Annotated in this window: 18 protein-coding genes and 2 pseudogenes; 15 read left to right on the top strand and 5 right to left on the bottom strand. The window is 32.4% G+C overall.

Annotated features, from left to right (window positions below):
* Positions 1-33 precede the first annotated feature (33 nt).
* From CS873_RS00820 to CS873_RS00785, 8 genes are all read left to right on the top strand, one after another.
* A complete protein-coding gene (locus CS873_RS00820) occupies positions 34-753 on the top strand; it encodes an ABC transporter ATP-binding protein (RefSeq protein ID WP_099973998.1) in 720 nt (239 codons plus the stop codon).
* Positions 753-1,865: an ABC transporter permease gene (locus CS873_RS00815; protein WP_099973997.1), complete on the top strand. Its 1,113-nt coding sequence runs from the start codon at positions 753-755 to the stop codon at positions 1,863-1,865. Before CS873_RS00820 ends, CS873_RS00815 begins: the two co-directional genes overlap by 1 nt.
* Positions 1,866-1,869: 4 nt before the next feature.
* On the top strand, positions 1,870-2,523 hold the full coding sequence (locus CS873_RS00810) for a TetR/AcrR family transcriptional regulator (protein WP_099973996.1): 654 nt from the start codon (positions 1,870-1,872) through the stop codon (positions 2,521-2,523).
* A gap of 176 nt (positions 2,524-2,699) precedes the next feature.
* On the top strand, positions 2,700-3,740 hold the full coding sequence (gene ptcA, locus CS873_RS00805) for a putrescine carbamoyltransferase (RefSeq protein ID WP_099973995.1): 1,041 nt from the start codon (positions 2,700-2,702) through the stop codon (positions 3,738-3,740).
* A 28-nt stretch (positions 3,741-3,768) separates the two neighbouring features.
* A complete protein-coding gene (locus CS873_RS00800) occupies positions 3,769-5,130 on the top strand; it encodes an APC family permease (protein WP_099973994.1) in 1,362 nt (453 codons plus the stop codon).
* Between the two features lies 1 nt (position 5,131).
* Positions 5,132-6,229: an agmatine deiminase gene (gene aguA, locus CS873_RS00795; RefSeq protein WP_099973993.1), complete on the top strand. Its 1,098-nt coding sequence runs from the start codon at positions 5,132-5,134 to the stop codon at positions 6,227-6,229.
* A gap of 84 nt (positions 6,230-6,313) precedes the next feature.
* The gene (gene aguA / locus CS873_RS00790; protein ID WP_099973992.1) at positions 6,314-7,414 is read left to right on the top strand and encodes an agmatine deiminase; all 1,101 of its coding nucleotides are present in this window, start codon (positions 6,314-6,316) and stop codon (positions 7,412-7,414) included.
* A gap of 3 nt (positions 7,415-7,417) precedes the next feature.
* On the top strand, positions 7,418-8,200 hold the full coding sequence (locus CS873_RS00785; protein WP_099973991.1) for a MurR/RpiR family transcriptional regulator: 783 nt from the start codon (positions 7,418-7,420) through the stop codon (positions 8,198-8,200).
* 35 nt (positions 8,201-8,235) lie between these two features.
* Here the strand turns inward: CS873_RS00785 and CS873_RS00780 are convergent.
* A pseudogene (locus CS873_RS00780) lies at positions 8,236-9,255 on the bottom strand (zinc-binding alcohol dehydrogenase family protein).
* A 166-nt stretch (positions 9,256-9,421) separates the two neighbouring features.
* Positions 9,422-9,604 (bottom strand): hypothetical protein, encoded by a 183-nt coding sequence (locus CS873_RS00775; RefSeq protein ID WP_099973990.1) that lies wholly within the window; start codon positions 9,602-9,604, stop codon positions 9,422-9,424.
* Positions 9,605-9,760: 156 nt separating this feature from the next.
* Here CS873_RS00775 and CS873_RS00770 point away from each other — a divergent pair, with 156 nt between their 5' ends.
* The 5 genes from CS873_RS00770 to CS873_RS08210 are packed head-to-tail and all read left to right on the top strand — an operon-like array spanning position 9,761 to position 13,893.
* Positions 9,761-10,657 carry an ABC transporter ATP-binding protein gene (locus CS873_RS00770; protein ID WP_099973989.1) on the top strand — a complete coding sequence of 299 codons (897 nt, stop codon included), beginning with the start codon at positions 9,761-9,763 and terminating at the stop codon, positions 10,655-10,657.
* Positions 10,650-11,390 (top strand): ABC transporter permease, encoded by a 741-nt coding sequence (locus CS873_RS00765; RefSeq protein WP_099973988.1) that lies wholly within the window; start codon positions 10,650-10,652, stop codon positions 11,388-11,390. Before CS873_RS00770 ends, CS873_RS00765 begins: the two co-directional genes overlap by 8 nt.
* Before the next feature lie 6 nt (positions 11,391-11,396).
* On the top strand, positions 11,397-12,524 hold the full coding sequence (locus CS873_RS00760) for a sensor histidine kinase (protein ID WP_099973987.1): 1,128 nt from the start codon (positions 11,397-11,399) through the stop codon (positions 12,522-12,524).
* Between the two features lies 1 nt (position 12,525).
* Positions 12,526-13,125 carry a response regulator transcription factor gene (locus CS873_RS00755; RefSeq protein ID WP_099973986.1) on the top strand — a complete coding sequence of 200 codons (600 nt, stop codon included), beginning with the start codon at positions 12,526-12,528 and terminating at the stop codon, positions 13,123-13,125.
* Between the two features lie 15 nt (positions 13,126-13,140).
* The gene (locus tag CS873_RS08210) at positions 13,141-13,893 is read left to right on the top strand and encodes a hypothetical protein (protein ID WP_245823064.1); all 753 of its coding nucleotides are present in this window, start codon (positions 13,141-13,143) and stop codon (positions 13,891-13,893) included.
* A gap of 31 nt (positions 13,894-13,924) precedes the next feature.
* On the opposite strand, the gene CS873_RS00745 is transcribed toward CS873_RS08210, so the two are convergent.
* Together CS873_RS00745 and CS873_RS00740 are read right to left on the bottom strand one after the other, a co-directional pair.
* Positions 13,925-14,719 (bottom strand): SDR family NAD(P)-dependent oxidoreductase, encoded by a 795-nt coding sequence (locus CS873_RS00745; protein ID WP_099973985.1) that lies wholly within the window; start codon positions 14,717-14,719, stop codon positions 13,925-13,927.
* A gap of 87 nt (positions 14,720-14,806) precedes the next feature.
* Positions 14,807-15,297, bottom strand: a pseudogene (locus CS873_RS00740) (PTS sugar transporter subunit IIA).
* Between the two features lie 188 nt (positions 15,298-15,485).
* Here CS873_RS00740 and CS873_RS00735 point away from each other — a divergent pair.
* Together CS873_RS00735 and CS873_RS00730 are read left to right on the top strand one after the other, a co-directional pair.
* Positions 15,486-16,871: an MFS transporter gene (locus CS873_RS00735; protein WP_099973984.1), complete on the top strand. Its 1,386-nt coding sequence runs from the start codon at positions 15,486-15,488 to the stop codon at positions 16,869-16,871.
* A gap of 25 nt (positions 16,872-16,896) precedes the next feature.
* Complete coding sequence (locus tag CS873_RS00730; RefSeq protein WP_169922427.1) at positions 16,897-18,060, top strand: MFS transporter; 1,164 nt, start codon at positions 16,897-16,899, stop codon at positions 18,058-18,060.
* A gap of 30 nt (positions 18,061-18,090) precedes the next feature.
* On the opposite strand, the gene CS873_RS00725 is transcribed toward CS873_RS00730, so the two are convergent.
* Positions 18,091-19,416 carry a dihydrolipoyl dehydrogenase family protein gene (locus CS873_RS00725; RefSeq protein ID WP_099973982.1) on the bottom strand — a complete coding sequence of 442 codons (1,326 nt, stop codon included), beginning with the start codon at positions 19,414-19,416 and terminating at the stop codon, positions 18,091-18,093.
* Between the last annotated feature and the right edge of the window lie 65 nt (positions 19,417-19,481).

Genomic DNA, 19,481 nt, shown 5'->3' with positions numbered 1-19,481 from the left:
AGTACTCACTCATAAAATAAATGGAGCAGAAAAATGGAAAATATCATTTCATTAACTAATATATCCAAAACATTTGGTAACAAAAAAGTATTAGACAATATTACTTTTCAACCACAAAATGGTAAAATCATAGGTTTAATCGGACCTTCAGGTGCAGGTAAATCTACTATTATCAAAGTACTTTTAGGTATGGAAATCGCAGATTCCGGTAGTGCCAAAGTTTTCGGAAAGACAATGCCTAATCGCCAACTACTTTCCAGAATCGGATATATGGCGCAAAGTGATGCTCTATATGGACAATTGACAGCTCAAGAAAATCTAGAATTTTACGCTGAGATGTTAAAAATTAGTAAGCAAGAGCAACAAAAACAAATAGCCAAAGTTGCAAAAATTGTTGATCTAACTGAATCACTAAATATCAAAGCCGATGATTACTCAGGTGGTATGAAACGTCGATTATCTCTAGCAATAGCAATGCTCGGTGACAAGGATCTTTTAATATTGGATGAGCCGACTGTTGGTATTGATCCTGCTCTAAGGATCAAGATCTGGAAAGAATTGACCGCTATGAAAAATCAAGGGAAAACAATTTTGGTAACGACTCATCAGATGGACGAAGCTGAATTAGTAGATGAAGTTGCAATTTTACATGATGGCAAAATCATTGCTATGGATACGCCAGATGTTCTAAAAATGAAATATGATGCAGATAGCATTGAGCAAGTATTCTTGAAAGCAGAAGGTGAAGACTAATGAGAGCTTGGGCAATTTCAAAACGTGTAACTAAGGAGTTACTCCGCGATAAAAGAAGTTTGGCGTTAATGTTTTTAGCACCAATATTAATATTGAGTTTGATGAAGGTTGTGTTTAATAGCAATTCGACAATAGATGTTAATATTGCCACAGTTAACATTAATAGTTCATTAGTTAAGCAAATGGACGATCAAAAGCATGTTTCTGCAAAAAAATATTCAACAAAAAAATCAGCTGATAAAGCTTTAAAAGATCAAAAAGTGGATTCAATTATTCAATATAAGAATAACGAGTATTATGCAACTTATGCGAACAATGATCCTAGTAAGACAAGTTCAGTAAAAATGACTTTGAAATCATCCATGTCAGCTGTTGGTATTAAATCAATGCAAGAACAAATTATCACGATGAAGAGCATGCTTCCCGAATCTGTTCAGTCAAATATGCCTGCTAATAGTAACGGTTCACAAGTAAAAATCCATAATTCTTATATTTATGGTGATGGCAATACTTCATTTTTTGACAAAATAATTCCAATTTTGATGGGATTCTTTGTATTCTTCTTTGTATTTTTGATATCAGGAATGGCATTGTTGAAAGAAAGAACAACAGGAACATTGGACCGTTTGTTGGCAACACCTGTTAAAAGATCAGAAATTGTATTTGGTTATATGTTAAGTTATGGGATGTTAGCGGTATTTCAAACTTTGGTGATTGTTCTATTCACAATATTGGTATTACAAGTACAGGTTATTGGTAATATCTTGTTGTTACTGCTAGTCAATTTGGTATTTGCACTAGTGGCATTGGCATTTGGATTACTAATGTCGACATTTGCTAGATCGGAATTCCAGCTAATGCAATTTATTCCGTTGATTGTTGTTCCACAAATATTCTTTTCAGGATTAATTCCCTTGGACAATATGGCTAGTTGGGTAAGATATATTTCATATATTATTCCATTAAATTATGCAGGAAATGCTATGAGTGGTATTGTTCTATCAGGCGATGGACTAGTATCAATTTTGCCAGATATAGGTATACTTTTGATTTTCTTAGTTGTTTTGGTAACCTTAAATATACAGGGTTTGAAACGTTATAGAAAGGTCTAGAATAATGACAGAAAAAAATATAATTTTAAACGATCTTTCTAGTTGGTACGATAGTGAAGATATTCCTAACGGAAAAAGAAAAGTTATTCAAGCAGCACTAAAAATATTCTCCGAAAAAGGATATGATGCAACTTCTACCGCAGAAATCGCGGAATTAGCTGGAACTAGTCAAGCTACCTTATTCAAATATTTCAAGACTAAGCAAGATTTGCTACAGTTTATTATTGACCCTATTTTGCAAAATATAATCCCAACATATTTTGGAGGTTTCGTAGATATTGTAAAATCTGAAAATAAGGGATTAGAATCTCTGATTAATTTTATGGTTCACGATAGATTTCATTTTTTGGTGAAGAACAAAGAAACCTATCTAATTGTATTTTCACAATTGATGGTTAACGTTGATATTCAAAAACAAATATCAGGATTCCTTCAAGCAAATTTATCAAACTTTTTAGATAGACTGTTTCCCATTTTGGAAATGTCTGGAGAAATGAGAGAAGATATCGATAGATTAGCCGTATTGAAATTAGTTATTAGTCAGATTGTATTTGAATTCATAGGAATGTATAAATTTACAGATAACCCAGATCCAACACTTATTGATCATGATTTAGATGAAATAGCTAAACTGATATATCATGCAATAAGTAAATAAAAAAGACCGCGCATGCGGTTTTTTTTTATTTGCCCATGTAATTTGTTACTTAAAATGTAACAAATTACATCTACTTGTATAAAGTTTGAATGCACGAAAATCTATTTCAAAAACACTTGGTTAGATTTAAAGTGAAATTGTTAACAAATATAAATTATAAATTTGGGAGAAAAACCATGAAAAGAGATTTTATAGATACTAATGATTATACACAAGAAGAAGTTCAATATTTAATTGATTTAGCAGTACAAATGAAGAAGGATATAAAGGATGGCAATTATCCTCAACTTCTTAAAAATAGAACATTAGGAATGCTTTTTGAAGAATCATCCACAAGAACTCGTGTTTCTTTTGAAACAGCTATGACACAACTTGGTGGACATGCTCAATATTTGGCACCGGGTCAAATACATCTAGGAAGTGCAGAAAGTGAGTCACTTGGTGATACAGCAATTGTTCTATCAAGATTGGTAGATATTTTGATGGCACGTGTTGCTCAACATGAAACAATTGAAACTATCTCCAAATACTCAACCGTTCCTGTTTTAAATGGTATGACTGATTACAATCATCCAACACAAGAAATCGGAGATATTATTACAATGTTTGAACATTTGCCAGCTGGTAAAAAATTAAGTGATTGTAAGGTTGTCTTTGTTGGAGATGCTACACAGGTTTGTGTTTCATTAATGTTTATTGCTACAAAGATGGGAATGGATTTTGTTCAGTTTGGACCTAAAGGATATCAAATTAAACCTGAAACTCTAGAAATCGGTAAGAAAAATGCCGAAATATCTGGTGGTAGTGTACTAATTACAGAAGATGCTGATGAAGCTATGAAAGATGCTGATTTTGTTTATACAGATGTTTGGTATGGATTATATGAATCTCCATTGTCATATGAAGAAAGAATGGAAATTTTCTATACTAAATATCAAGTAAATGATGAATTAATGGCAAAAGCAGGTAAAGATGCTAAATTTATGCACTGTTTGCCAGCTAATCGTGGAGAAGAAGTAACAGATAGTGTTCTAGATTCCAACAATTCAGTTGCTTGGGATGAAGCAGAGAATAGATTGACTGCAATGCGTGCTCTTCTTGTCTATTTGATGGCACCAATTATTGATTATAGTGATGAAGATCTAAATAGTTTGGAAGATGAAAAGCTAAAGAACCTTTTAATTAATCGTGTTGATTCACAATTAGTTACAGACTAGATCTTTTCTTAGAAAGTAGGGAATTTCTATGGAGAATAAAAAGAAGTTTAGATTATTTGATGCTGTACTGATGGCAGTGGTTGTTGTTTTGGTAGTTGAATCAGCTGCACCCGCTGCCGCGATTGGACCATCACAATTTTTCTGGTGGATTTTATTGTTGCTACTGTTCTTCTTACCATACGGATTGATTTCTGCCGAATTAGGTACAACCTACGATGATGAGGGTGGTATTTACGATTGGATAAGGAAAGCCTTTGGTGGCAAGTGGGGCGGACGTGCTGCTTGGCTATACTGGATTAATTTTCCTATCTGGATGGCAAGTTTGGCAGTTCTATTCAATGAAGTTATAGAACAAATTTTTAAAGTGAAAATTAATAGTATTTTAGCTGTAGTAATTGAATTAATATTTATTGCTGTGGTTACAGCAGTCTGTTGCTACCCGGTTGCAGACAGTAAGTGGATACTAAATATCGCTGCTATTGCTAAAGTAGTTATTATGTTAAGTGTCGGTATTCTGGGAGTTTATCACGCTGTTACTGTTGGAATGGCAAATGATTTTTCAGGAACAGCTATGTTACCTAAATTTGATGTTAAAAGTTTAGGTTATATATCCGTTATTTTGTTCAATTTCCTTGGATTTGAGGTTGTAACAACAATGGCCAAAGATATGGAAAATCCCAAAAAACAAATTCCTCAAGCAATTATCTGGGGTGGTATTTTAATCGCTATCTTTTATCTATTTGCTGCTTTTGGTATGGGGGCCGCAATACCAGTTGCTAAAATATCAACATCAGGCGGTTTAATTGATAGTTTAATCTTATTAGTTGGTCAAAATAATTGGTTTGTCTTCATTATTGGAATTTTATTTATGTATACTTTATTAGCTAACCTAATTTCTTGGTCAGCAGGTGTTAATTATGTTGCCTTGTATGCAGCTAAAAATAATGATCTACCAGGAATTTTCAAGAAGGTTAATAAGAAAGAAATGCCTATTGGTGCTACATTTTTAAACGGAATAATTGCTGCTGTATTAGTTGTTATAGCACCAATGATTCCCAATGAAAATATATTCTGGGCATTCTTCTCGTTAAATGTTGTTGCATTACTCTTATCATATGTTCTAATGTTTCCAGCCTTTTTGAAATTAAGAAAAAAAGATCCAGATACAGAACGTCCATTCAAAGTTCCTGGTAATAAGTTATTAATCAATTTATATACTTATGTGCCAATGGTATTGTTATTAATTACAATTTTCTTTACTGTTGTACCTTTGAATGGCAGTCATGAAGAGATATCAACTAAACTACCTATTATAATTGGAATTATTGCTACACTAGTTGTTGGAGAGATATTTATCAACAAAGCAGAATCTAAAAAGGAGAAAAAATAACATGAAAACTTTACAAAGTTCACCTCAAAAAGATGGATATCGAATGCCTGGAGAATTTGAAAATCACAAGGGTGTTTATATTCTATGGCCAGAGCGCCCAGATAATTGGAGAGATGGTGCCAAACCTGTACAGCATACTTTTGTTAAGGTTGCAGAAGCAATTTCTCAATTTGAAGAAGTAACCGTTGGTGTTTCAGATCGACAATATACAAATGCTCGCCATATGCTGCCTGATAATATAAAAGTGGTTGAAATTTCAAATGATGATTCGTGGATAAGAGATTGTGGTTCAACATTTGTTGTGAATGATAAAGGTGATATACGTGGTGTGGATTGGACATTTAATGCTTGGGGTGGTTTGGTAGACGGCCTTTACTTCCCTTGGGATAAGGATGACCGTGTTGCACAAAAAGTTACTGAAATGGAAAATACGGATCGATATCGTCTTGATGATTTCGTCTTGGAAGGTGGTTCTATCCATGTTGATGGAGAGGGAACACTTATTGTGACTGAGGAATGTTTACTTTCTGAAGGCCGTAATCCACAGCTGTCAAAAGATCAAATCGAAAGTATTTTAAAAGAGTATTTGAATGTTGAAAAAATCATTTGGCTAAAACGTGGAATTTACTTAGATGAAACAAATGGCCATGTCGATAATATTGCTAATTTCGTTGAACCGGGAAAAATTGCATTGGCTTGGACAGATAATGAAGATGATCCTCAGTATGAAATATCAAAGGAAAATTATGATATTTTAGTAAATTCAACAGATGCTAAAGGCCGTAAAATTGAGGTTGAAAAATTATACCTACCTTCTCCTATTTTAATTACTAAAGAAGAGAGTGAAGGTGTCGATGCCGTTGATGGAACATTACCAAGATTGGAAGGAGACCGTTTAGCTGCAAGTTATGTAAATTACTACACTGCTAATGGTGGAATCGTTTTTCCAATGTTTAATGATCCTATGGACGATAAGGCACGTGAGACACTACAAAAATTATATCCAGATCGTAAGATTGTAGGAATTCCTGCACGTGAAATAATATTAGGCGGTGGAAACATTCACTGTATTACTCAACAGGTCCCTGCAGTTTACTAATAAAAAAGATTAGATCAAAAGACCTAATCTTTTTTGTTATCAAATAATGATATATTAATAATATAAAAACAAATGAGGCTAGAGATGAAAATAATTAATTCAACTCCTATATCTGATGGCTATTATCTTCCTTCAGAGAATATAGAGCACAGTGAGTCAATAATGATTTGGCCAGAACGAGCAGACAATTGGCGTAATGGAGCTAAACCGGCACAAAAAGTATTTTCTGAAATAGCTAACAAGATATCAGAATATGAACCGATAACTATGATTGCCTCTAAAGAACAATACGACCACGCACGACACGTTTTGTCAGAAAATGTTCGAGTAGTAGAAATGAGCTATAACGATTCTTGGATTAAAGATATTGGTCCAATGTATCTGTTAAATAAAAGCAATAATATTCGTTCTGTAGATTGGCGTTTTAATGCTTGGGGCGGATTAGTAGATGGACTGTACTTTCCATGGGATCAGGATGACAAAGTAGCCAGAAAAATTAGTGATTTTCAAAGAATAGATTATTATTCTGTTAGTGACTTTATTTTGGAAGGTTGTGCTATTCATACTGATGGGGAAGGAACAGCTATATTAACAGAGGACACAGTTTTATCAGAAGGTCGAAATGGTCATGTGACTAAAGATGAAGCTGAGGAAATATTAAAAAATTATCTTAACTTGGATAAAATAATTTGGTTAAAGAGTGGATATTTCATGGACGAAACAAACGGTGATGTTGATAACATGCTGAGTTTTGTGAAACCAGGTGTAATCCTTTTGACATGGACTGATGATGTTACTGATCCACAGTATCAAATATCTAAGGATGCTTTTGAAATTTTGAGTCATTCAACGGATGCAAAGGGTAGAAAATTAGAGATACATAAACTGCCCATCCCAAAGCCTTTATTTGCCACTGAAAACGAGAGCAATGGGGTGGATTCAGACAATGGCTTGTTGCCACGCTATCCAGGAGATAGATTAACAGCCAGTTACGTTAGTTATTATTTGTTTAATGGAGGCTTATTATTACCTATATTTGACGATCCAAATGATCAAATTGCAATAGATATTTTGAAAGACTTATTTCCTGATAGAAAAATAGAAACTATACATGCTAGAGAATTACTTCTAGGTGGAGGAAATGTTCACTGTGTAATTGAAGCAGTCCCAATGTATAAGGAGTAGCTGATGAATTTTTTTGAGATAGTTAATTCAAATGTTGATAGTTTAACAAATAATGAACAAAAACTCTTGGACTATGTTATAAAAAACATGGATCAAATTAAGAACAAAAGTATTAGAGAGTTGTCGTCTGAGTGCTTTGTTTCGACAACTACTTTTTTGAGATTTGTTAGAAAAATTGGTTTTTCAGGATATAGTGATTTTATTACCGTTATAAAATATACACTTTTGAATAATGATGTTAATTCTAAATCAGAAATGTCTCCTTTTGTTGTCAATCAGTCTGAATATCGAGAAGAGTATCTAAAAAATATTAATGAAACTATCCGTGTTTTGGATAATGAAAAATTAAACCAAGTAGCAAATATAATGAACAAAGCTGAAAAAATATATTTTCTAGCCAAGGGATTTAGCAAATATACTGCAGAATACGTTGAATATCTTTATACTCTCAATGGTTTTGTTGTGATTTTTCCCAAGAATTTTGAACAACGTAAGTTGATGCACTTGAATATTAAATCGAGTGATGTTGTTTTTATTTTCAATTATGATGGGGAAGATAAAGAACTAATTGAGATTACACAAAATTTAGAACGTAAGTTTCCACAATTAAATTTGGTTTCCGTCACGGGAGCGAATAACAATACTATTCAAAATATGAGTGATATAAATTTTTATCTATTTTCAGATGAAATATATAAAAATAAAATAGAGATGACTTCTCATGTATCTTTGATTTCAATAATGGAATTATTACTATACCAATATAATGAGATATTCGATAAATAAAAAAGACCGCGTAAGCGGTCTTTTCTTTTTCCAATTTAATCATCCCAACCATTAATAGTTACCTTACCGATCATATGACCAGACTCTACGTCTGCATGAGCTTTTTTAAGGTTCTCAGCATTGATTGGCGAATAATTCTTGGTTGTTATTACTTTCAGGCTATTATCTTCATATAATTTTGCTATATGATTCAATATTTCATGTTGTGTAACCATATCTTCGGTTTGATAATATGATTTGCTGTACATCCATTCCCAACTGAACGTTGCACGCTTCTTGGTTAGTTTTTGTAAATCGATTAGACGATGATTTTCTGTAGACGCTGCGATATTACCATCGGGTTTTATCAATTCAGCAATCTCATTCCAGTGGGCATCTAGATTATTCAAATTTAGTATATAGTCAACATACTTATATCCTAAATCTTTTATTTGTGGCACTAAATCTTAGTGATGATCTACAACATAATCTGCACCCAAATTTTTAACCCATTCAATCGAATCAGGTCTTGATGCTGTAGTAATAACGGTTAATCCCGCTATTTTGGCCAATTGTACAGCCATAGATCCGACGCCACCAGAGCCGTTGATAATCAAAATTGTTTTACCTTCGTTGTTAGAAAAAGTTAGATTTAACTTTTCAAATGATGACTCATAGGAAGTCAGTCCAACAAGTGGAACGGCGGCAGCTTGACTGTCATCTAGATTGTTTGGTGCCATTCCAACAATTCTTTCATCAACTGTCTGATATTGGGCGTCACTACCTGATTTTGTAAAATCACCAGCGTACCAAACTCGATCTCCAATATTAAATAAAGTTGAATCATCCCCCTTTTCAACTACTGAACCAACAGCATCCCAACCGATAATTTTGGGATGTGACAATTTGTCTTTTCTTCCACCCTTACGAACAAATGTATCTACTGGATTGACAGAAACACCATCGACTTTAACTAATAGTTCATGTCCTGTGGTCTTTGGTAAATCTATTTCCACATCTTCAAAACTATTGCTGTCATTGATAGGTAAATGACTATAAAAACCTACTGCTTTTATTTTTGTCATATTAATATCCTCCTGACAAGGCCAATGATAGTCTTAAAAAATTTATTGTCATGGAATATGCTCAATATTTATTTATAATATTCTTTCAACAAATGAATTCTATTGAGATATTGAAAAAATTAACACACAAAAAAAAGAGACCTTAAAAGGTCTCTTTTTATATTCTAGATATTCTAGAAATACCGGCAATTGCTATACCGATAAGGAATATCCAAAATGCTAATTTGATGAATAATATTGCGAATACAATTAGCAGTATTGTCCCTATCAACTTAAATAAAAATGGTCCGGCTACTCCAAAGAAAAATAGAACCATAAAAAGTGCAAACAATAAGAACATATCTACCTCCGTTATTTATATTTGATAGCAATCATATCACGTTTACAGGGAAAAGCAATCAAAATTTACTATGACATTTGTCATGTTTTTTTGTGATGATTTTTACTACTGCAAGAACTCAAACCTATATAAAATTGGCTGTGAGGTGAGGGGATTATGACTGAAATTTTAAAGATTGAAAATATAACAAAAAAATATGGGTCAAACACGGTTTTAAAAAATATAAGTTTTACCAGTGAAAGTGGTGAAATCGTGGCTTTAATTGGAGAAAATGGAGCCGGTAAATCTACATTAATTAACATTATTAATAATTTAACTGAAAAATCTTCAGGAAAAATAATGATATTTGGGAACACTTCAATTAAAGATAAGTCATTAAGAGAACGCATAGGGGTCATGCCACAGCAAGATATATCGCTAGAAAAAATTAAAGTTAAAGAAACGATTAATCTAGCTAGGTCATATTATAAAAATCCTGTGGATTATAAAGAATTAATTTCTCTTTCTAATCTTAAGTCTAAAGAAAATGAATTTGTAACAGATTTATCAGGAGGTCAAAAACGATTATTATCGTTTGCCGTTGCTTTAGCCGGTGATCCTGATTTGATTTTTTTGGACGAACCTACAAATGGTATGGACGTCATGAATCGTGAAAAATTTTGGAATACTGTATTAAAACTAAAAAATCAAGGTAAGACATTCTTCGTAACTAGTCATTACATAGAAGAGCTTCAAAATATAGCAACAAAAATCATGATTCTTCAAAATGGAAAGTTTGTATTTCAAGGAACATTAGACGATTTACGTAAGGATCAGGAAAGTACACAGATACAGTTTGATTCGCAGGTTAATCTTGTTAATTTAAAAAAAATTGAATCAATTAAAACTATTAAGCAAAACGGTCAACATTTCATCATTACAACGGATAACTTGATTGAATTTTTGAAAGATTTTCAAGTTTTTTATGATGAAATATCAAATTTAAGCATTGAGCAAAATACATTGGAAACAATATTTAAAAATTTAAGTAAGGGGGGACAAGATAATGACTGATTTTATATATCAAACAAAAATCAATTTTTTACGATTAGCTTTGCGAAACAAGAGCTTTTTTATTTATGATGTAATTTTCCCAGCATTTTTCTATTTACTTTACACTAAGATATTACCTGTAAATCAATCAGGTCCTTTAACTGAAAAATGGAATAAAGAATATTTAATTAGCATGTTGATATTTAGTGCAACCTTGATATCGATAACAACGTTTTCTAACTTTATCTTGAGCGACAAACAGAATAAATTTGAATTATTTGTAAAACTATCGCCTATTTCAAAAATTCAATATTATGTTTCAATGATTGTGGTTTTAATTGCTATGAAGCTAATATCATTTTTATTGATAGGATTAGTTGGTGGTTTGGTGAATAGCATTCATATCTCAGCTGGTACGTGGATTAATTTAATATTAGTGTTTGTAATAGGTACGATACCTTTTGATATTCTAGGTTTATTAATATCTCAGTCTGGTAATATAAATCTAGTTAATGTTTTGAACAATATTGGAGTATTTCTATTAGCTATCCTTGGTGGATTATGGTGGCCATTGAGGATGTTCCCTGAATGGCTTCAACATATAGGTAAATTAACTCCGGTATATCAACTTTCTAATATCATGAAATCAGTTGTATTAAATTCCAGTTTTCATGTCACAGATATTATAGGATTAAGTTGTTGGACAGTGGCATTTTTAGTAGCTATGTATTTGATAAATCTTAAAAAAGAGTGAGAAAATATGAAATCATTCCTTCAAAAATATGTTTTATTTCCTAAAAGATTAGGATTGGCACCTTATTTCTGGCTTGTGTGGCTTATAGTTATGGTGGCTAATTTGATACCTTTTGATACATTATCTAAAAAAATACAAATAGGGTTAATATTTGTATTTTTAGTTATTTATCGAAATACCTTTGCAGATCGTAAGAATTTTTTGCCATATGTAATTACTCAGATTATTTTGGGTTTTATATTTACTGCATTATTTAGAAATCCTTATATATTTGTGTATTGTGCCTGGGTGATTGGGAGTTTTAGGATTAGTGAGCAGTATTTTAGAAGATTAGTTACTGGATACTATATAGTCGCATCAATTGGTATTGCTTGCTTCATTTATCAGATTAAATCTGATTTATTCTTTAGTGCTAACTATATTTCAGATCTGATACTTATATTAATATTTGTTTTTGCATCACCAATTGTAGCCAGATCTCTGACTAATGCATATACCAAAAGTGTTCAAACATCAGCTTATTACGAGCGAGTACTACAAGTAGTCAAGATGGATGAGCGTGAGAGAATATCGCAAGATCTTCATGACCAAGTAGGACAAGTTATGTCAGCGATAACTTTGAAATCAGAATTGGCACAAAAGTTAATAAAAAAAGAGAATTATGCTAAAGTTAATGATCAAATGATAGAAATTGAAAAACTATCTCGGGACAACCTTAATCTAATTAGAGAAATAGTAACCGATCTTCGCAAGGAAACTATATCAGAAGTTATTTTAAAAGAGAGTAATCTCTTAAGAGACTCTAATATTATTCTAGAAACCACTAATGAAAAAGCAGCCAATACTTGGCCTACTGATATTCAAGATATTTTTGCAGCAACAATAAAAGAAGCTACTACCAATATTATTAGGTACTCTAAGGCACTGCATGTTCAGATTGATTTTGATGAAAATAAGAATTTTGTAACCATGACTATAACAGATGACGGAGTTGGATTTAGTGAAGCTGACGTTCGAGAGAATTCTTTCGGATTAGATGGTATGAAGAAGCGATTTAATATACCAAATGGAAAAATAACTATTAACTCGGATGACGGTACAACAATTACTGCTCAACTTCAAAAGGAGAAATAATATGGTATCAATATATTTAGCTGAGGATCAAGAAATACTAATTTCAGCGTTATCAGAAATTTTGTCATTGGAAGATGATTTTCAAGTGATCGGAACCGCTACAGACGGTGAAAAAGCTCTTGAAGAAATTCGACAATTGAAACCTGATCTAGCAATATTAGATATCGAAATGCCTAAGATGACAGGGCTTGAAGTGGCAGAACAAATCAAAGAATTAGATACAAAAGTAGTAATTCTTACTGTGTTTGCACAGAAGAATTACTTCCAAAAAGCTGTAAACGCTGAAGTAAATGGATATTTGTTGAAAGATAGTAAAACTGATTATTTAATCGATGCTATTCATAATATTATGAAAGGAGATACAATATATTCTCCTGATTTGGTAAAATCAGTATTAACAGCTGAAGAAAATCCATTTAATGAACGTGAGACAGAGATAATAAAGATGATTAGTGATGGTTCCAAAACTGCTGATATTGCCAACACATTATTTTTATCAGAAGGAACAGTTCGTAATTATATCTCTTCAATACTTAGTAAAACTGGTTCTAGTTCACGTATTGAGGCGATTAATGTTGCTAATGATCATGGTTGGATTTAATTTAAGGAGATAATTATGACGAAAGTTAGTGCTGATTTAACTACAGATTCTACCCATGTTAAAGTAGAAGAATTACCTGTTGAAATTACTATAAGTTCTGCGGATTCTACAGAAGAAAGTATTTTCAAGATTGCTCTGAATAAACACAAGATAGTTGCTGCATCAGCTGCTACAATTACAGAAGATTATGATGAATTAATTCAAATCACAGCAAATCCAGATTTTGAAGTGGACTATTTGGCTCGTAGTTTGAACAATGAATTGATTGAACTGGGAGCAAAAATACCTCTTGAAGAACAACCTGTTCCTACTAATATGAAAAAAACTGCAGGTGAGTATGTCAAAGTAATCTTTTTAGTTCTATCAAGATTTGGTTATCAGTTTGCTCCAGTTAAAAAAGCCCCTGCTAAAAAATTACATCGTTGGAACAAAGAGGTTAGTACTATTCCTTTCTATGTGGATGCTTTCGATAGTAAGGCAACGGTTTACTGGCAAAAGAGAAATGAAATGCTCATCAAGAAGGGTGCAACTCTAAAAACAGATGTTCCACTTAACAAAGATGGTTCAGTAGGATTTGCTGCACGTTTCACAGAACAACTGCGAACAGAGCAAGCTGATAAGATTAAAGATGGCAAAACTACCGAAGATATTATTTTAAAGAGTGTCAATGAAGTAGGTAATTTTCTATACTACGCAGGGACAAATAGTTGGTTAGTTTTGAAAGATGCAGATGGTAAAACCATTGATGAATATACTGAAGTAAAATAAAAAATCATGACACTATGTCATGATTTTTTTGTTAGAACATTGTAGGAACTAATCCACCTTCAACACGGATGGCTTCACCAGAGAATGATGATGAACTTGGACTTGATACGAATGCGGCAAGTCTACCAACTTCAGATGGTTTGATTAGTCTTTGTATTTGAGAACGTGATCTTTCAGTCTTCATGAAATGATCACCCCAATCTTTTTCAGGAATGTCAGTATCTTGATACATATCTTTAAGCATTTGTTCAACACCTTCAGTACGTGTTGGTCCAGGTAAGATAGTATTCACAGTAACGTGTGTACCAACAGTTAGTTGTGATAGGTTTTGGGCTAGAGATAGGTTCATAGCTTTTGACATACTATATGGTGCCATGCCACCAGAAGGCATAATAGCTTCCTCACTAGCAATAAAGATAATACGACCGAAATCTTGATCCAACATGTTTTTAAGATAGTGTTTTGCCAAGGCATTACCAGATAAAACATTGATATCAAAATATTTCTTCCAGTCTTCGTCTTCTAATGTCCAGTAATCAACTTGATCAAAAATACCCATGTTGTTAACTAAGATATCTATTTTAGGAAAAGTTTCAAATAATTTTTCTTGATCAGACTTCTTTGATAAATCAGCAGCTACTCCTTTTGGAGTAGTATTTGGAAATTCTTTCTTTAATTCATTTACTACAGCATCGACACCCGATTGGCTGCGTCCATTAATAACTACATTTACACCCTCTCGTGCTAACTCTGTAGCGATAGCTTTACCAATACCCTTTGTAGATCCGGTTATTAGTGCTGTTTTATTCTCTAAGTATAAGTCCATGTTCACACCTCAAATAGTTATTTTGTCTCAAATATATACCCAACTACATTTAAATTAAAGTAGGTACTTTGAAGTGCCCATGACTTACTATTTTAATTTAGCTTCGACCATGTCAGTTCCAACTGTTATGACTGATGAATCGGCTAAATCTAAATTAGTAAGTTCCTTAACATCATCCATATTGGTAATAAGCATCATACACGTGCTATCTTTTTGTGAATCCTTCAATTTTTGAAGATCAATTTCAGCAATTAATTGATCTTGTTGAATTTTTTCACCTTCTTGAACCAGTATGTTGAAAGGTACACCATTAAGTTCAACAGTATCAATTCCCAAGTGAATTAAAATTTGTAAACCATTTTTTTCACTGATTGTAATAGCGTGTTTAGTGGGGAAGACACTTGCCACAGTTCCTGATACGGGAGCATATATTTTCCATTACTAGGCAAGATTGCAAATCCATCACCCATCACTTTGCTAGAAAATACCTTATCAGGTACTTCTTCAATTGGAACGTATTTTCCTTCTGCAATAGTTGTAACAGTAATATCTTTAATTTTTTTACTAAAAAGTCCCATGATTATGTTCTCCTTTATTAGTACTCTGAATTATAAATACTCAACAATATATCGATGTTTACTACATAATGCGATTCTTCAAGTTAAATTACAATAAGAATAATAAATTTTTTTATACTAAACAAAATTTGATTTCTGACCTAGTTTTAACCGATAATAAAGTCATACTGTTTGGAAAGGTTATGCATATGAAAGAAAATGAAAAAGTCTCCAAAAAAGATCTCGTTTCAATATTCTCAGTGGCTTTAGTAGCATTTTTGAGTATTTTAACTGAGACATCTATGAATGTAACTTTTCCAACGCTGATGAAATCGATGAATGTTTCTCTCAATTTAGTTCAATGGATAACGACAGGATACTTGTTGACGGTAGCTATTTTGATGATTATTTCAGCCTATTTAAAGCAACGTTTTAAAAGCAAAACGTTATTTATTGCCGCTACAATATTTTTTGTCGTTGGTGATTTAATTTGTATTTTTTCTCCAAATTTTCCAATTCTTTTATTTGGTAGAATAATTCAAGCATTTTCAGCTGGAATATCTATTCCATTGATGTACAACATTATTTTAGAAAATGTCCCTATTTCAAAACTTGGCTTTTATATAGGAATAGCCGCTTTAGTTATTATGATTGCTCCTGCCACAGGTCCTACTTATGGTGGATTGATGGTTTCATTGGCAGATTGGCGAATGATATTCTGGTCAACACTACCAGTGATTTTCATCTTAATGTTCATCGGAATAAAAACAATTCATCAAGTTTCACCAATAAAGAAGACTAGGTTTGAATTAAAACAATTTATATTACTAGCGGCAGGGCTAGTTTTGACAATGTTAGGATTTAGTAATTTATCTATTTCAGGTGTTGGTAGCTGGCAATTTTTAGGAACTATATTGGCGGCTATTATCGCGTTTGCCCTATACTATGTTGTTTCGCAACGCAGTGATAACCAATTGATCAATATTAAAGTTTTCAAAAATCCAATGTTCAAATACAGTTTTTTAGCTTATGTTATTTTACAATTTTGTAATTTAGCAACGAATTTCTCACTACCTAATTATGCACAGATAATTGTTGGTGCCAGTTCATTAATAGGTGGATTGGTGTTATTACCTGGTTCGCTATTAACTGCAATAAGTCAGCCATGGTTTGGTCATCTACTAGATCGCTACGGTGCGAAAATACCGATAATTAGTGGTAGTATCTTGGTTACAATATCGGCAATTGGGTTCACTGTTTTTGGATTAAATCTGACAGTTGCAATGATAATAATATTTTATACAGTATTTAGTTTTGGTCGTTCAATGGCATTTGGTAATTCGTTAACTTATGGGTTAAAGAGTGTCCCAAGAGAATTAACTCCAGATGCCAATGCGATTTTTAATACTGGTCAACAATTTGCAGGTTCATTAGGAACCACAGTTATGGCAGCTTTTATGTCATCTGATAAAGCTGCAGGAGTTTCTTATGCAACTGCAACTGCAGTGGGATCTCATCGTGGATTTGTATTCATATTAATATTGAGTTTGATTAATTTTGTATTATATTACCAAGCATTCAAAAAAAGAGCTTAGTTAATTTCAACAAGGGGGTGTGATGATGTCAATAAAATATCAGAAAACCTTCTTTTTGTTTGCTAATTTTCTTTACAACCTATCCAGAGTTTTGCCACATGCAATATTATCAATTATCTTGCTATCTAAGGGATTTTCGATAGGACAAATATCGATTATTCAGAGTTTTTTCATGATTGCGGGTATATTATTGGAAATTCCTTCTGGAATTTTGTCAGATATAATTTCAGAGAAATATATTTACCAAATTTCTCTGGTTTTTATAACAGCTTCTTACATGATTGTTATAGTTAGCTCTTCTTTTTGGTTAATGTGTTTTTCATGGTTCTTATATGGCGTTTCTAGTGCGGGAATGACAGGATCTTTGGACTCGTATTTTATAAAAGATGCACTGGATAATGACCAAGGTATTAAGAAGTTTAATATCCAAAATAACTATTCTTTGCTACTTAGTTCTCTATTGGGTGGGGGTATAGGTGCAAGTATTTATGGATTAATTCATATCAATATCTATATTTTATCTATTTTAGGATTTATAATTTTATTTGTACTTATTCAAGTAACAATTCCATTTAAAAGAGTGGAGAAAATAAAAAGAATAAGTGTTAAAGAATTATTTGAAAATATCAGAGGCTTATTGAAAGATGAGAAAACAAAGAATTTAGTCATATTGATAAGCTCGTATCAAATAATCGCTCAGGTGTTTTTTCAGTACTGGCAATTTATACTAATTCAAAAAGATATATCAGCTAAATATTATGGGTTAGTGTACGTTCTTTTTCAATTTACTGCTCTAATAAGTAATTGGTTTTTCTTGGTAATTAATGTTTCAAAACGAAATTATATTTTCTCAATAATTTTAATTTCAGTATTATTTATATCGGGACTGTTAGTAACTAATTCTTACTTAGTGATTTTACTTCTATTAATATTTGAACTACCGTTCAACTTATACATAAGTCAACTAAACATGGAACTTCAGAATACTGTTGGTTCAGAAGGATTATCAACTAGTATTTCTGTTATGGAATTTACATCAACAATAGTTGCAACTTCGACTTTATGGTTGATTGCCATATTGGTTTCAAAAAATAATCTGTTTTTAGTCTTAGGAAGTGTGGTAATAATCTTTTTAGTTGTGTCATTAATAGTTATTTTTAATCGTAAAAAAATAAAAGATATAAATTAAAAAACCTCAGACATTGTCTGAGGTTTTTTATTAGATTAGATATTCTAAATCGCTGGCTGATGTTGGATAAGCCATAACTTGATTCAGGATATCATTTATTGGAGTTTTTGAGTTAATAAATGTTGTAAATAAATTGATGAATTCACTACTATCAGAGCTTAAAATTGAAGCTCCAACTATTTGATTTTTATTGTTTATAACTGTTTTTATTTTAGCAACGGGGTCGTTACTTCTATGATAAGTAAACCAATTAGTAGTATCTAAATCTTTAACAGTCATTGAACTATCATTTTGAGCTTCTTCCACGGAAACTCCAATTTGAGCTAATTCCGGTCCACCGTACACAACTGTGGGAATTACCGGATATTGTACAGCAGCTGTGTTTTTGCCAAGGAGATAGTCTGTAACGTATCTTGCTTCAAATCCAGAAACAGGTGTAAGTTTTGGTTGTTTCTTAGCCAACACATCCCCAATTGCAAAGATAATTGGGTTCGATGTTTGAAGAAATTCATTTATTTGAATTCCACGCCGATCATAAGTGACATTTGCTTTTTCTAAATTCAAGTTCTCAGTATTAGGAATTCTACCTGTAGCATCAAAAATTAAATCACTACTTAACTCAAAATTGTCAGCATGCAAATTATATTTAGAATCATCTTGAGTGATCTCTTGAGGGTTTATATTGAAATGAAATTCAATATTGCGTTTTTTCATTTGTTCCATCATAGATGAAACCATATCTGGATTGAATGCTTTTAGAGGTTTGTCATTATGATGGACAATGTTAACCCTTGCTCCCGTTGAACTAGCTATAACAGCTAATTCAAAACTGATATATCCAGCACCTATAAAAGTAATCTCCTTTGGCATTTCATCCAGAGCCAAGAAATCAGCACTATCTAATAAATATTGATTACCTGAAATATCTAAGCTGTGTGATCTTTGACCAGTAGCAATAATAAAATTATTTGCAGAGAGTATTTCACCATTTATATCGATCTCATTGTCAGAGATGAACTTAGGATTACCGACGATAGTTTTAATATCCATATTATCTAGAGATTTTCGACTACTTTCAGATACAGGATCTGTAAAAGTACGTTTAAAAGCTTGAATTTCTTTCCAATTTACAAATGGTGTATTTTCGAATCCTTTACCCTGTAATTGTTCAATTTTATCACGAGCTTGGACACCACTGAGTAATACTTTTTTAGGATCACAACCACGGTTAGGACATGTTCCACCCCAGAGGTCATTTTCAATAACGGCGACACTTTTTCCAGCTTGCTTTATGGAGCTGGCAGCTGCCATCCCACCAGGACCGGCACCGATAATAATCACATCATATTTATCCATTAGAAACCTCCTACAAAAATCAATATATCTATATTATAACTACAAGCGATAGAATATACTGTTAT

This window comes from Companilactobacillus metriopterae, assembly GCF_002762335.1.
GTDB classification, from domain to species: domain Bacteria; phylum Bacillota; class Bacilli; order Lactobacillales; family Lactobacillaceae; genus Companilactobacillus; species Companilactobacillus metriopterae.
This window is presented reverse-complemented; position numbering and strand designations above follow the sequence as displayed.